Annotated in this window: 14 protein-coding genes and 2 pseudogenes; 12 read left to right on the top strand and 4 right to left on the bottom strand. The window is 74.2% G+C overall.

Annotated elements, in window-relative coordinates:
• Positions 1–65 precede the first annotated feature (65 nt).
• The 7 genes and pseudogenes from BJF79_RS01975 (at position 66) to BJF79_RS01950 (ending at position 6391) form a co-directional block, all read left to right on the top strand.
• Positions 66–1022 (top strand): LLM class F420-dependent oxidoreductase, encoded by a 957-nt coding sequence (locus BJF79_RS01975; protein WP_075894727.1) that lies wholly within the window; start codon positions 66–68, stop codon positions 1020–1022.
• Positions 1019–2086 carry a CaiB/BaiF CoA transferase family protein gene (locus BJF79_RS01970; RefSeq protein WP_075894726.1) on the top strand — a complete coding sequence of 356 codons (1068 nt, stop codon included), beginning with the start codon at positions 1019–1021 and terminating at the stop codon, positions 2084–2086. Before BJF79_RS01975 ends, BJF79_RS01970 begins: the two co-directional genes overlap by 4 nt.
• A 223-nt stretch (positions 2087–2309) precedes the next feature.
• Positions 2310–3106 (top strand): annotated as a pseudogene (locus BJF79_RS58080) (class I adenylate-forming enzyme family protein); the annotation flags it as partial.
• A gap of 45 nt (positions 3107–3151) precedes the next feature.
• Positions 3152–3589, top strand: a complete 438-nt coding sequence (locus tag BJF79_RS58075; protein ID WP_410050025.1) for a class I adenylate-forming enzyme family protein — start codon at positions 3152–3154, stop codon at positions 3587–3589.
• A gap of 276 nt (positions 3590–3865) precedes the next feature.
• The gene (locus BJF79_RS01960) at positions 3866–4504 is read left to right on the top strand and encodes an acyl-CoA dehydrogenase family protein (protein ID WP_083733095.1); all 639 of its coding nucleotides are present in this window, start codon (positions 3866–3868) and stop codon (positions 4502–4504) included.
• Complete coding sequence (locus tag BJF79_RS01955) at positions 4491–5609, top strand: acyl-CoA dehydrogenase family protein (RefSeq protein ID WP_075894725.1); 1119 nt, start codon at positions 4491–4493, stop codon at positions 5607–5609. Before BJF79_RS01960 ends, BJF79_RS01955 begins: the two co-directional genes overlap by 14 nt.
• 14 nt (positions 5610–5623) lie before the next feature.
• Positions 5624–6391: an enoyl-CoA hydratase/isomerase family protein gene (locus tag BJF79_RS01950; protein ID WP_075894724.1), complete on the top strand. Its 768-nt coding sequence runs from the start codon at positions 5624–5626 to the stop codon at positions 6389–6391.
• A gap of 45 nt (positions 6392–6436) precedes the next feature.
• On the opposite strand, the gene BJF79_RS01945 is transcribed toward BJF79_RS01950, so the two are convergent.
• A complete protein-coding gene (locus tag BJF79_RS01945; protein ID WP_075894723.1) occupies positions 6437–7198 on the bottom strand; it encodes an SDR family NAD(P)-dependent oxidoreductase in 762 nt (253 codons plus the stop codon).
• Between the two features lie 66 nt (positions 7199–7264).
• Here BJF79_RS01945 and BJF79_RS01940 point away from each other — a divergent pair, with 66 nt between their 5' ends.
• From BJF79_RS01940 to BJF79_RS01930, 5 genes and pseudogenes are all read left to right on the top strand, one after another.
• On the top strand, positions 7265–8686 hold the full coding sequence (locus BJF79_RS01940) for a class I adenylate-forming enzyme family protein (RefSeq protein ID WP_083733094.1): 1422 nt from the start codon (positions 7265–7267) through the stop codon (positions 8684–8686).
• A pseudogene (locus BJF79_RS58070) lies at positions 8679–9038 on the top strand (acetyl-CoA C-acyltransferase); the annotation flags it as partial. The gene BJF79_RS01940 and the pseudogene BJF79_RS58070, both read left to right, overlap by 8 nt.
• A 146-nt stretch (positions 9039–9184) precedes the next feature.
• Positions 9185–9730, top strand: a complete 546-nt coding sequence (locus tag BJF79_RS58065) for a thiolase family protein (protein WP_262401398.1) — start codon at positions 9185–9187, stop codon at positions 9728–9730.
• A complete protein-coding gene (locus BJF79_RS58060; protein WP_262401397.1) occupies positions 9727–9843 on the top strand; it encodes a hypothetical protein in 117 nt (38 codons plus the stop codon). The genes BJF79_RS58065 and BJF79_RS58060 overlap by 4 nt, the downstream gene beginning before the upstream one ends.
• A gap of 516 nt (positions 9844–10359) precedes the next feature.
• Positions 10360–11040 carry a hypothetical protein gene (locus BJF79_RS01930; RefSeq protein ID WP_262401396.1) on the top strand — a complete coding sequence of 227 codons (681 nt, stop codon included), beginning with the start codon at positions 10360–10362 and terminating at the stop codon, positions 11038–11040.
• Between the two features lie 4 nt (positions 11041–11044).
• Here the strand turns inward: BJF79_RS01930 and BJF79_RS01925 are convergent, their stop codons facing one another.
• From BJF79_RS01925 to BJF79_RS01915, 3 genes are all read right to left on the bottom strand, one after another.
• Positions 11045–11869, bottom strand: coding sequence for an acyl-CoA thioesterase (locus BJF79_RS01925; RefSeq protein ID WP_075894721.1), 825 nt, complete (start codon positions 11867–11869; stop codon positions 11045–11047).
• Positions 11870–11975: 106 nt separating this feature from the next.
• Positions 11976–12653, bottom strand: coding sequence for a TetR/AcrR family transcriptional regulator (locus BJF79_RS01920; RefSeq protein ID WP_075894720.1), 678 nt, complete (start codon positions 12651–12653; stop codon positions 11976–11978).
• 130 nt (positions 12654–12783) lie between these two features.
• A partial coding sequence (locus tag BJF79_RS01915; RefSeq protein WP_262401395.1) for an acyl-CoA dehydrogenase family protein occupies positions 12784–13292 on the bottom strand: 509 nt, incomplete at its 5' end.

Genomic DNA, 13292 nt, shown 5'->3' with positions numbered 1-13292 from the left:
ACCCCGGCGGGCGCGCTCGTCCGGAAGCCGGCCGAACGACACATTCACAGACGTATGGAGGCATTGTGCGGGTCGGCGTGATGATCGGGCCGGAGCGGGGGGATTCGTCCAAGAAGGTCGGGCGGATGATCGACGACGTCCTGTGGGCCGAGGAGGCCGGCCTGGACACCGCCTGGATCCCGCAGGTCCCGACGGACTTCGACGCCCTGATCGCGGTGTCGCTGATGGGCGCCCGCACCCGGCGGATCGAACTCGGGACCGCGGTCGTCCCGCTGCAGGCGCAGCACCCGATCGCGCTGGCCCGGCAGGCGCTGTCGGCGCAGGCGGCGACGGGCGGGCGGCTGACGCTCGGGGTCGGGCCGTCGCACCACTGGATCGTCCGCGACATGCTCGGGCTGCCCTACGAGAAGCCCGCCGCCTACACCCGCGACTACCTGGACGTCCTGGACGCCGCCCTGCGCGGCCCCGGCGACGTCGACGTCGAGAACGACTCGTTCACCGTGCACAACCCGCTCGGGATCGGCCCGGTCGCCCGGATGCCGGTCATGGTGGCGGCGCTCGGCCCGGTGATGCTGAAGATCGCGGGCGAGCGCGCCGACGGGACCGTCCTGTGGATGGCCGACGAGCGCGCGGTCGCCGACCACGTCGCGCCGCGCATCACCAAGGCGGCGCAGGAGGCCGGACGGCCCGCGCCGCGCATCGTCGCGGGGATCCCGGTGTGCCTGTGCAGGCCGTCCGAGGTCGACGCGGCCCGCGAGCGCGCCAACCGGATCCTCGGCGAGGCGGAGATCTCCCCGAACTACCAGCGGCTCCTGGACACCGGCGAGGCCAAGGACGTCGGCGACCTGTGCGCGGCGGGCGACGAGGAGGCCATCGCGGCGCGGTTCCGGCGGTTCCGCGACGCGGGCGTCACCGACCTGTCGGTGCGGCTGCTGCCGATCGGCGAGGGCCGCGAGCAGCTCGTCGCGTCCAAGCGCCGGACCCGCGAGGTGCTCGCCGGGATCGCGGCGGACCTCAGATGAGCGGTGCTCCGGAGGCGGGGCCGCAGGCGGGGCCGCTGGCCGGGATCCGCGTCCTGGAGGTCGGCCACATGCTGGCCGGCCCGTACGCGACGATGATGCTCGCCGACCTCGGCGCCGAGGTCACCAAGCTCGAACCGCCGGACGGCGACATCTCCCGGCAGGTGAGCGACGCCTACTTCGCGAGCCTCAACCGGGGCAAGCGCAGCGTCCGGCTGAACCTCGGCACGCCGGAGGGGCAGGCGCGGCTCGGGGAACTGGCCGCGGACGCGCACGCGCTGCTGGTCAACCTGAAGCCGTCGGCGATCCACAAGTACGGGCTGACCTACGAGGCGCTGCGGCGCTGGAACGAGCGGATCGTCTGCGTCGCCGTCACCGGGTTCGGCCTGGACGCCGGGGACGATCCGGCGTTCGACTACGTGATCCAGGCGGCCACCGGCATCGCGGCGCTCACCGGCGATCCGGACGGGCCGCCGACGCTGCCCGGCTACTCCTCGGCCGACAACTCGGCGGGGCTGACGGCGGCGCTCGGGCTGCTCGCGCAGATCGTGTCCGGGCGCGGCGGGCAGGTGGAGGTGTCGCTGCGCGACGTGATGCTGTCGCAGTTGAACTACCGCGCGTCGGCGTACCTCAACGAGGGGACCGAGCCCCGGCGGCTGGCGAACGGCGCGCACTCCTATTACGTCCCGGCGCAGCTCTTCCCGACGGCGGAGGGGTATCTGGCGCTGTTCATCACCCACGACGCGTTCTGGCGGTCGTTCTCGGCGGAGGCCGGGATCGCGGGTTTCGCGGCGATGGGGGAGCGGGCGGTGCGGCGCGCGGAGGTCCTCGACGCCGTGACCGAGGCCCTGGCCGCCGACACCGCCGCCGGGTGGGAGGCGCGGCTGCGTCCGCTGGGCGTTCCGGCGGCGGCGGTGCGGACGCTCCCGGAGGCGCTCGCCGCGACCCCGGAGGCGATCGTGACCGCGGGCGGCTACCGGCTGGTCCGCTGCCCGGTCCGCGTCGCGGGCCACGAACCGGACCATCGTCCGCCGCCCCGGCTGGGCGAGCACGGCGGAACGCCGTAACATGGTGAGAATGCAATTCTCTTCAGGTGAATGGGAGACTCTCAATGTCGTCCCCTGACATGCGCTCTCCGGACGCCGGAGAGCGGATCGCGCTCGTCTACGCCGACAACGAGTCCGGTGGCGGCGACCGCGAGTACAGCGTGGCCCGGCTGGACGCGCTGGCGAACGGCCTCGCCGCGACGCTCGCGGAACGCGGCGTGCGGGCCGGCAGCGGGTGGCGCTCATGTCGTCCAACCGCCCCGAGTTCGTCGTCGCGGTGCAGGCCGTGTGGAAGCTCGGCGCGGCGGTCGTCCTGCTCAGCCCGGCGTGGAAGAGCACCGAGGTCGAGCACGCCCTGCGGATCACCGAGCCCGCGCACGCGGTCGGCGACCATCCGGTGCTCGCCGGGCTGATGCCGATGCTGCACCTCGACGAGCCCGTCGAGCCCGGCACAGGCTCCTACAAGGACCCCGAGCCCGGAACCGACGCCGTCCTGGTGTTCAGCTCCGGCACGACCGGCATGCCGAAGGCCGTCCGGCACACGCACGGCTCGTTCGCCGCCGCCGTCCGGCACTGGCGGGACGCGCTCGCGCTCACCGACCGCGACCGCATCCAGATCACGACGCCGCCCTCGCACATCCTCGGGCTGCTCAACATCGTCACCGCGCTGGCGCCGGCGCGCGGCTGCGGCTGCACCGCCGGTTCGACCTCGACCGGATGCTCCACCACATCCGGGAGGACGGGATCACCGTCGAGATGGCCGTCGCGCCCATCGCGCTGGCGCTCGCGAACCATCCCGGACTGGAGTCCTACGACCTGTCCTCGCTGCGCTACATCATGTGGGGCGCGACGCCCGTCACGCCGAGCGTCGCCGAGACCGTCACCCGGCGGACGGGCGTCGGCTGGGTGCCCGCGTACGGGGCCAGCGAACTGCCCGTCATCACCTGCAACCCGCTCGCCGGCGCGCGGCTGGACAGCGCGGGCCGCGCCGTCCCCGGCGTGACGCTGCGCGCGGTGTCGCTGGAGACCGGCGAGCCGGTCGCGCCCGGCGAGGTCGGCGAGATCCAGGCGAAGGCCGAGTCGCTCATGGCCGGATACCTGCCGGACGAGGCGACGGCCGAGGGCTTCGACGACGGCTGGTACCGCACCGGCGACGTCGGGCGCATCGACGCGGACGGCTGGCTGACGCTCACCGACCGCTCCAAAGAAATGATCAAGGTCCGGGGGTTCCAGGTGGCGCCCGCCGAGATCGAGGGCGTCCTGCACGGCCGTCCCGACGTCGCCGACTGCGCCGTCTTCGGGGTGCCCGACGCGGCCGACGGCGAGTCGATCGTCGCGGCCGTCGCCGCGCGGGACGGCGCGCCGCTCGACTCCGCGGAGCTGATCGCCTACATCGGCGAGCGGCTCGCCGGGTACAAGCGGCCGCGCCGCGTCGTGGTCGTGCCCGAGATCCCCCGCCTGCCCTCCGGCAAGGTGCTGCGCCGAGTACTCAAGGAGCGTCATGGACGCGCGACTGACCACTGAACAGCGCGAGCTGCGGGACGCGGCCGCACGGCTGGCGGACGACCTCGGCCCCGGATCCGTCCAGGACCTGGCCGACGCCGACCGCGTCGCCCGGCTGGAGAAGGCGGTCGCGGCGACCGGCTGGCGGTCCCTGCGCTCCGACGGCGCGTCCGGCGTGGAAGTCGCCATCGTCGCCGAGGAGTTCGCCCGCGGGCTGGTCGACGTCCCGTTCGCGGGGCCCGTCCTGGCCGACGACCTGCGGCCGGACGGCGGCGCGGCTGGCGCGGGCGGCGCGGCGTGCACGATCGCCGTCGACGTCACGACCGGGAAGGCCGCCGGGACGGTCGAGGCCGTGGACGCCGCGGGCGCGAACGGGCCCTCGTCGTCCGGGACGGCCGGATCCTCGCCGGTCCCGTCGCCGAACCCCTCCCGGAGGTCGACCTCACCCGGCGCGCCGCGCGGGTCGGCGGCCTGGAACCGGTGGGCGAACTCGACCCGGATACCGCCGGGCGGCGGCGGGCGCTGGCGCTGGCCGTCACGTGCGCCGACCTCGTCGGGACGGCGCGCGGCGCGCTCGCGCTCGCGGTCGAGTACGCCGGGGTCCGCGAGCAGTACGGCAAGGCGATCGGCTCCTACCAGGCCGTCGCGCACCCGCTCGCCGAGGGGCTCGCGCTGATCGAGGGCTCGGTCAGCGTGCTGCGGCACGCGGCCTGGGCCGTCGACGAGCTGACCGCGGACGAGGCGCTGCGCGCCGCCCGGATCGCGAAGATCTACTGCGCGCGGGCCGCGCGGACCGTCTGCGAGACGGCGATCCAGGTGCACGGCGGCATCGGCAACACCTGGGAATGCCTCGCGCACGTGTACCTGCGGCGGGCGCTGACGTCCACCGAGCTGTTCCCCGTGCGACTGGAGGAGATCGACCTTGGACTTTCGTGACTCGCCGGAGGAGGCCGCCTTCCGCGCCCGGCTGCGCGACTGGCTGGCCGAGCGCGCCGGAACGTTCCCGACCTCGGGGGACGAGTACTGGCGGCGCGCGGGCGAATGGCACCGGACGCTGCACGCGGCGGGCTTCTTCGGCCTGTCGTGGCCGAAGGAGTACGGCGGTCACGAGCTGCCGTCCGTCTACGACGTGATCCTCGACGAGGAACTGGCCCGCGCGGGGGCGCCGCCCCGGCCGAGTCTCGGCTACCTCGTGCAGGGGCTCGGCCGGCACGGCAGCGAGGAGCTGCGGCGCTCGTTCCTGCCCGGGATGATCGACGGGACCGAACGCTGGTGCCAGGGCTTCAGCGAGCCCGGCGCCGGATCGGACCTGGCGTCCCTGACCACCACCGCGACCCGGGACGGCGACGAGTTCGTCATCCACGGCCACAAGATCTGGACGAGCTACTCCGACGTCGCCGACTGGTGCCTGCTGCTCGCCCGCACCGACCCCGACGTCCCGCGCCACAAGGGGCTCACGGGGTTCATCGTGTCGATGGACCAGCCGGGCATCGAGCAGCGGCCGCTGACGATGATGAGCGGCGTCAGCACCGAGTTCGGCCAGGTCGTCTTCGACGGGGCGCGGGTGCCCGCGAGCCGGATGGTCGGCGCGCCCGGCGAGGGCTGGGCGCTGGCGATGACCATCGTCGGGCACGAGCGCGAGCCCGCCGAGCTGGGCTTCTCGGCCCGGTACGGCAAGCTCGTCCGCGAGCTCGCGTCCCGCACGGACGGCGACGCGGCGGACGGCCCCGCGATGGACGGCACCGCGCGGGACGAGCTGGCGTGGGCCGCCGTCCAGACGGAGATGCTGCGGCTGCACGTCCGGCGGCGGCTGTCGGAACGGCTCGACGGCGTCTCGCACGGCCCCGAGGGCTCGCTCGACAAGCTGCTGATGACGTGGGTCGAGCAGTCGGTGGGGCACGCGGCGCTGGCCGTCGCGGGCACTCGCGACGCCGAGATGCTGCACGCCTACCTCTACAGCCGCGCGCAGAGCGTCATGGGCGGCACCTCGCAGATCCAGAAGAACATCATCGCCCAGCGCATCCTGCGCCTCCCCGTCTGAATCTGGAGCCCCGTATGTACGACATGCCGGACGAGGTCGAGGTCACCGCCGACGGCCCGCTGCGGATCATCACGCTGAACCGCCCGGACGACCTCAACGCCGTCAACGACCCCCTGCACAACGGCCTCGCCCGGTTGTGGCCGCGGCTCTCCGCCGACCCCGAGGCCCGCGCGGCCGTCCTGACCGGGCGCGGCCGGGCGTTCTCGGCGGGCGGCGACTTCACCTACCTGGAGGAGCTGCGCGGCGACCCCGAGCTGCGCACCAAGTCGCTCGCGGACGGCCGCGACATCGTCCTCGGGATGGCGCGCTGCCGGGTGCCGGTCGTCGCCGCGGTCAACGGCCCGGCCGTCGGGCTCGGCTGCAGCCTGGTCGCGCTCAGCGACGTCGTGTACATGGGGGAGAAGGCGCACCTCGCCGACCCGCACGTGCAGGTCGGCCTGGTCGCGGCGGACGGCGGCCCGCTCACCTGGCCGCTGCACACCAGCCTGCTGTTCGCCAAGGAGTACGCGTTCACCGGGGCCCGCATCCCGGCGCGGCGCGCGGTGGAGATGGGCCTGGCGAACCACGTCGTCGAGGACCCGGTGGCCGAGGCGCTGGCGTGCGCGAAGCGGATCGCGGGCCTGCCGCAGCTCGCGGTGGAGAGCACCAAGCGCATCCTCAACATCCAGCTCGAACGGACCGTGCTGGCGACCCTCGACTACGCGCTCGGCGCCGAGGAGCGGTCGTTCCAGACCGACGACTTCGCGGCGAGCATGGCGCGGCTCGCAAAGAACGCGAAGTGAGGAAAGCCCCGGGAGCGCGACGCTCCCGGGGCTTTCCCGACGGTCCTACTTCGGGGGGAACCGGAGAGCGCCGTCGAGCCGGATGACCTCGCCGTTGAGGTAGTCGTTCTCGCAGATGTGCTCGACCAGGGCCGCGTACTCGGGGGACTGCCCCATGCGGCGCGGGTGCGGCACCTGCGGTCCCCAGTACGCCTCCAGCTTGTCGCCCGCCTTGCCGTAGGCGGGCGTGTTGAAGGTGCCGGGCGCGATGGTGACCACGCGGATCCCGAGCGGGGACAGGTCGCGGGCGGCGACGAGCGTCATGCCGACGACCCCGCCCTTGGCGGCCGCGTACGGGAGCTGGCCGATCTGCCCCTCGTAGGCGGCGATCGACGCGGTGCTGACGATGACGCCGCGCGAGCCGTCCACCGGCTCCTGCCGGCCCATCGCGGCGGCGGCCAGGCGCATCACGTTGAACACGCCGGTGAGGTACACGTCGATCGTCGTGCGGAACCCGGCCAGGTCGAGGGGGCTGCCGTCCTTGCCGACGAGCCGCCCGCCGCTCGCCGGGCCGCCGTGGCAGTCGACCGAGACGCGCAGCGGAGCCGCGTCCGCGGCGGCGGCCAGGGCGGCCTCGACGTCGGCCTCCTCGGTGGCGTCGGTCCGGACGTACCGGACGCCCAGCTCGGCTTCGAGGGCCTTGCCCTTCTCGTCGGCGAGGTCGGCGACGACGACCTTGGCGCCGGCCGCGTGCAGGCGCCGGACGGTGGCCTCGCCGAGCCCGCCCGCGCCGCCGACCACGACCGCGGAGCTTCCGCTGATCTGCATCAGTGCTCCCTTCACTTGCTAATACGGATCTACCTGAGCGAGAATAGCATTCTCATGAATATCGCGATGATCCTGGAAATGGCGGTCTCGGCGGGCGACCGGGTGGCGGTGGCGGCGGACGGACGGTCGTTCACCGCCGCACAGCTCCTGCGCCTCGCCCACTCCGCGGCGCATCGGTTCCGGAAGTACCCGGCGGTCCTCTACCTGGGCACGAACCACCTCGCCTACCCCGTCGCACTGTTCGGCGCGGCGGTCGCGGGCGTCCCGTTCGTCCCCCTCAACTACCGGCTCGGCGAGGAGCAGCTGCAGGGCCTGCAGGACCGGCACCCCGGCGCCCTCGTGCTGCGCCCGGACGACCTCGACGGGCTCCTCGACGCGGCGGACCCGCCCCCCGGCGAGGAGATCGACGTGCTCCCGGACGGCGACGAGATCGCCGTCCTGCTCTACACCAGCGGCACGACCTCCGCCCCGAAGTCGGCGGTGCTGCGGCACCGGCACCTGCTGGCCTACGTCATGAACACGCTGGAGTTCGCGTCCGCCGCGGAGCCCGACGCGGCGCTCGTCGCCGTCCCGCCCTACCACATCGCCGGTCTGGCGAACCTGCTGACGAACATCTACACCGGGCGCCGCGTCGTCTACATGGCAAAGTTCGACCCGGTCGAGTGGCTCGCGACCGTCCGCCGGGAGGGGGTCACGCACGCCCTCGTCGTCCCGACGATGCTCGCCCGCATCGTGGCCGAGGTCGAGGGGGACGACGCCGGGGCGTCCACCCTGCGCACCCTCGCCTACGGCGGCGCACGCACCCCCCGTCCCGTCCTGGAGCGGGCGCTGCGGGTGTTCTCCGGCACCGGGTTCGTCAACGCCTACGGGCTGACGGAGACCGCGTCCTCGGTCGCCGTCCTCGGACCGAACGACCACCGCAAGGCGCTCGCCTCCGACGACCCCGCGGTGCGGGCGCGGCTGGAGTCGGTCGGCCGGGCCGTGCCGGGCGTGGAGTTCCAGATCCGCCGCGACGACGGTGAGCCCGCGGCGGCGGGGGAGACCGGCCTGGTGTTCGTGCGCGGCGACCAGATCTCCGGCGAATACGGCGGCGGCACCGTACTGGACGCCGGCGGCTGGTTCGCCACCCGCGACCGGGGCCGCCTCGACGACGGCGGCTACCTGTTCATCGAGGGCCGCGCCGACGACACCATCATCCGGGGCGGCGAGAACATCGCCCCCGCCGAGATCGAGGACGTCCTGCTCGGCCACCCGGGGATCACCGAGGTCGCCGTCATCGGACCGCCCGACCCCGAGTGGGGGCAGCGGATCGTCGCCGTCGTCGTGGGCGAGGGCGACGCCGAGGAGATCAGGCGGTGGGCGAAGGAGCGGCTCCGCTCGTCCAAGACGCCCGACGCGATCGTGTTCCGCCCCGAACTCCCGAAGACCGACACCGGAAAGATCCTCCGCCGCACACTGCTGGCCGACCTGGAGTCCGCACATGCCTGAGAACGCCCCCGAAGCCGTCATCGTGTCCGCGCTGCGCACCCCCATCGGCACCGCCTTCAAGGGGACCCTGCGCGACACGACCGCCTTCGACCTGGCCCACCACGTCGTGTCCCACGCCGCGACCGGCCTGGACCCGGAGCTGATCGACGACGTGATCCTCGCCGAGGGCCTCTACGGCGGCGGCGTCGTGGCCCGGCACGCCGCGCTGACGGCGGGCCTCACCGACGTGCCCGGCCTCGCCCAGAACCGGCACTGCGCCGCCGGGCAGGCCGCCGTGCAGAGCGCCGCCGCGAGCATCCGCGCCGGGATGGACGAACTGATCATCGCGGGCGGGGTGAACTCGGCGTCGACCTCGCCGAAGTCGTCGTTCCGGGTCGACGGGGAGTGGACCGACTGGTTCCCGCCCACCCACCCCGACCGGCCGGACGCCCCCAACCGCGACATGTCGATCACCGCGGCTGGAACGCGGCCGTCGAGGCGGGCGTGTCCCGCGCGGAGATGGACGCCTGGGCGCTGCGCTCGCACCGCAACGCCGTCCGCGCCATCGACGAGGGACGGTTCGACGCCGAGATCGTCCCGGTCGAGACCCCGCACGGGACGTTCGCCGTCGACGAGCACCCGCGCCGCGACACCACGCTCGACAAGCTCGCCGCGCTGAAGCCGCTGCACCCGGAGATCGAGGGGTTCAGCATCACCGCGGGCAACGCCTGCGGCGCCAACGACGGCGCCGCCGCGCTCGTCGTCGCGGACGGCCGGTTCGCGCGCCAGCACGGGCTGCCCGCGCTGGCGACCGTCCGGTCCTGGGCGTCGGTCGGCATCGACCCGCGGATCACCGGGCTCGCGCCCGTGAAGGCGATCCCGAAGGCGCTGGCCCGCGCCGGGATGAAGCCCGCGGACGTGGACGTGTTCGAGATCAACGAGGCGTTCGCGGCGATGTGCGTCGCGACCGTCGGACGGCTCGGCCTCGACCCCGACCGGGTGAACGTCAACGGCAGCGGCTGCTCGCTCGGCCACCCGGTCGCCGCGACCGGCGCGCGCGGATGATCGTCACGCTGGTGCACGAGCTGCGCCGCCGCGGCGGCGGCGTCGGCGTCGCCGCGATGTGCGCGGGCGGCGGGATGGGCTCGGCCACCGTGATCGAGGTCCCCGCCCCGTGACGGACGTGCGCGGGCTGCTCGCCGCGGCCCGCCGCGGGTCGCCCCGCGCGGCGGGCCGGCTGCTGACCCTGGTCGAGGGCGACCGCCGTGCCGAAGTCCTGGCCGCCCTGGACACCCTCCGACCCCCGAACCCGACCCACGGACCACCCCCCGGCAGCCGCCGCGGACCGGCCCGCGGACCAGCCCCCGGACCGGCCGTTGGGCCAGGCCGTGGGCCGACCTCGGGACGAGCTCCAGGGCCCGGCCGAGGAGCGGCCCGTGGGCCAGGCTGTGGGCCGCCCTCGGGACGAGGTCCAAGGCCCGGCCGCGGACCGGCCCCTGGACGGCCCGCGGAGCAAGCCGTGGGCCGGTCCGTGAACGGGTCCCTGGGCGGGGCCGCGGACTCGGCCCCCGCTTCTGCCTCCGGAGCGGGGGCCGCCCGGGTGGTCGGGCTGACCGGCCCGCCCGGCGCGGGCAAGACGACGACCGTCGCCGCGCTCATCTGGGGCCTACCGCGAGCGCGGCCTGCGGGTCGCGGTGCTCGCGGTCGACCCGTCCTCCCCCTACAGCGGCGGCGCGCTGCTCGGCGACCGGATCCGGATGGCGGCGCACACCGGCGACCCCGGGGTGCTCATCCGCTCGCTGGCGACGCGCGGGCACCTGGGCGGCCTCGCCGCGGCCGTGCCCGCGGCCGTCCGGCTGCTGACCGCCCTGTCGTTCGACCTGATCCTGGTGGAGACGGTCGGCGTGGGGCAGTCCGAGATCGAGGTCGCCGCCGTCGCCGACACCGCCGTCGTCGTCCTCACGCCCGGTGCGGGCGACGCCGTCCAGGCGGCCAAGGCGGGGCTGCTGGAGGTCGCCGACCTGCTGGTGGTCAACAAGGCCGACCGCGACGGCGCCGCCCGGACCGTCCGCGAGCTGCGGGTCGAGACCGGCGTCCGCGTGCTCACCCTCGTCGCGTCCGAGGGGACGGGCCTGCCCGAGCTGGTCGAGGCGATCGACGACCACCACCGCGCCGACGGCGCGGAGCGGCGGGCGTCCCGGGCGCACGCGCAGATCCTCTCGCTCGCCCACACGCGCCTGCGCGCCGATCCCGGCCTCGCCGCGCTCGCCGCCGCGGTGGCGGCGGGCCGGCACGACGCCTACACCGCGGCCGACCTGCTCCTCCGCCGTTACCGCGAGCCCGGCGGAACGGCGGAGGAACAGGAGTCCTCGTAGCCGCTCAGGCGTCCTTGAGACGCAGGAGGGCCTCCTGCGCGTAGGACGCGACGAGCGAGCCGTCGCCCGTCAGGAGATCGCCCCGGCCGAAGCAGCGGGCGTGCGCCAGGATCGGGCTGTGCTGGCGCAGCAGCAGCCAGTCGTCGGTGCGGAACGGCCGGTGGAACCAGAGGCTGTGCGAGGTGACGGCCGACGTGAACGCCTTCCCCGCGTCGTTCTGGGAGACGCCGTCGAGGGGGCGCAGCGCCGTGCCGATGAGCGTGAGGTCGGTGGCGTAGGCGGCCAGGGCGGGCGCCAGCTCCGGGGCGACGGCCGGAGTGCGCATCCACAGCTCGTACTCGGGCGGTCCGGCGGCCGCCGCGTCCAGCCCGCCGGTCGAGCGGGTCTCCCACGGCAGCAGGTCGAGCTTCACCTCGTGTTCCCCGCCGGGGACCGGCGGGACGCCGGGGACGGTCTGGAGTTCGGCGCCGTCCTCGTGGGCGTGCAGGGACACCGACGCCGTGGCGATCACGCCGGGCTCCTGCCGGGCGGTGATCGTCACGGTCGCGAAGGCCCGGCCCTCGTGGTGGCGTTCGACCTCGTACCGGACGGGCTCGTCCGAGCCGCCCGCGCGGGGGAACAGCGCGTGCAGGGACTTGACGGACTTGTCCGGGCAGACGGCGGTGGCCGCCCGGACGAACTGGGCGAGGAGCTGACCGCCGAACAGTCGGTGGTAGGTCAGCCGCTGGTTGCGTCCGGCGAGGCTCGCGGAGCCGGGGCCGCCGCCCGGAGTCGGCGCGGGGCCCTCCAGCTCCAGGCAGGCGAGGAGGTCGCTCCACAGATCTGTCACGGAAGTGGGCATACCACCAGTGTAAATCAGATGACCGATCTATGAGAATGCTGTTCTCGGATCATCTGGGGCACTTCGGCGGCTCCCCGGCAAGGTGGGCCGCCGGTCAGGCGGCGACGGCGCCGAAGCCGGTGGAGCAGAACTCCCACAGCTCGTCGGCCGTGATGGGGTGCGCGTCCTCGTCGACCGGGGCGCTGTGCGCGATGAACATCACGGTCTGCATCACCAGTGCCGCCGCGCGCCGGGGCTTGACGCCCGGCCGCAGCCGCCCGGCCGCCTCCACCTGCTCCAGCAGCTCGGTGAACAGCGTGAGCAGCGGCGCGTGCGCCGACTTCACCTCGGCCGGGTGGCTGACCAGCAGTTGCGGCGCGAAGTCGGTGAACAGGGGACGCTGCGCGGACGGGTCGGGGCGCGACAGCTCGAACAGCAGTTGAACGGCCACCTTGAGGCGCTCAAAGGGGTCGGACTGCCCGCCCGCGGCCGCGCGGATCTGCTCGGTGGACCGCCGCAGGGCGTCCTCGAACAGCGCGAGCAGCAGCTCGTGCTTGCCGTCGAAATGCTGGTAGAAGCTGCGCAGCGACTGGCGGGAGCGGTCCACGACCTCCTGCACGGTGAAATCGGTGCTGCCCTTCTCCGCGATGATCGCCTGCGCCGCGTCGAGGAACCGCTCCACCCGCTGCTCGGCGCGCAGCCGCGCCGCCTTGGTGGAGCGCTCGACCGCACGGTCTTTCCAGGCCGGCCGGTGGGTCGGCGTGTCCGCCGTCGAATCCGTCTTCTGCACCATGTGTAGAACCTTACTGCACGGTAGCGGCAGTCATCGGAACCGGTGCCGCACTATGGCGCACGCGATATCGAGACTATGACTTTCCTAACTCAAGAGTGTCATAGCCAACGGTTCCGCGTCGCGTTACCGCTCACAATTGGACGAGCCGCCGCGCCGTTCCGTCCGCGCGCAGGATCCGCCCCGCCTCCCGGGTCAGTTCCCGGGCGTTGCCGAGCAGCCCGTCCAGGACGAGCGCGCGCCGCACGTGCCGGTGCAGTTCGTGTTCCTCGGTGAACCCGATCCCGCCGAGCACCTGCTGGCAGTGCCGCGCCGCCGTCAGCGCCGCGTGTCCGGCCGCCGCCTTGCCCAGCAGCGCCGCCAGGTCCGCGTCGGCCGGGTCGTGGGGGGCGGCCAGGGCGGCCTCGGCGCCGTCGAGCGCGACCAGTGTCTCGGCGAGCCGGTGCCGGACGGCCTGGAACGAGGCGATCGGACGGCCGAACTGCGTGCGGTCGAGCGCGTACTCGACTGCGAGCCGCAGCATCGCCCGTCCCGTCCCGGCCAGCCACCAGCCGAGCGCTCGGCGGCCCGCCGCGATCGGAACCGCGGCGCCGCCCGGGGCCGCCGTGCGCAGCGGCAGGTCGGCGTCCAGGACGTCCGCGC

The sequence above is a fragment of the Actinomadura sp. CNU-125 genome (assembly GCF_001942465.1).
Taxonomy (GTDB): domain Bacteria; phylum Actinomycetota; class Actinomycetes; order Streptosporangiales; family Streptosporangiaceae; genus Spirillospora.
This window is presented reverse-complemented; position numbering and strand designations above follow the sequence as displayed.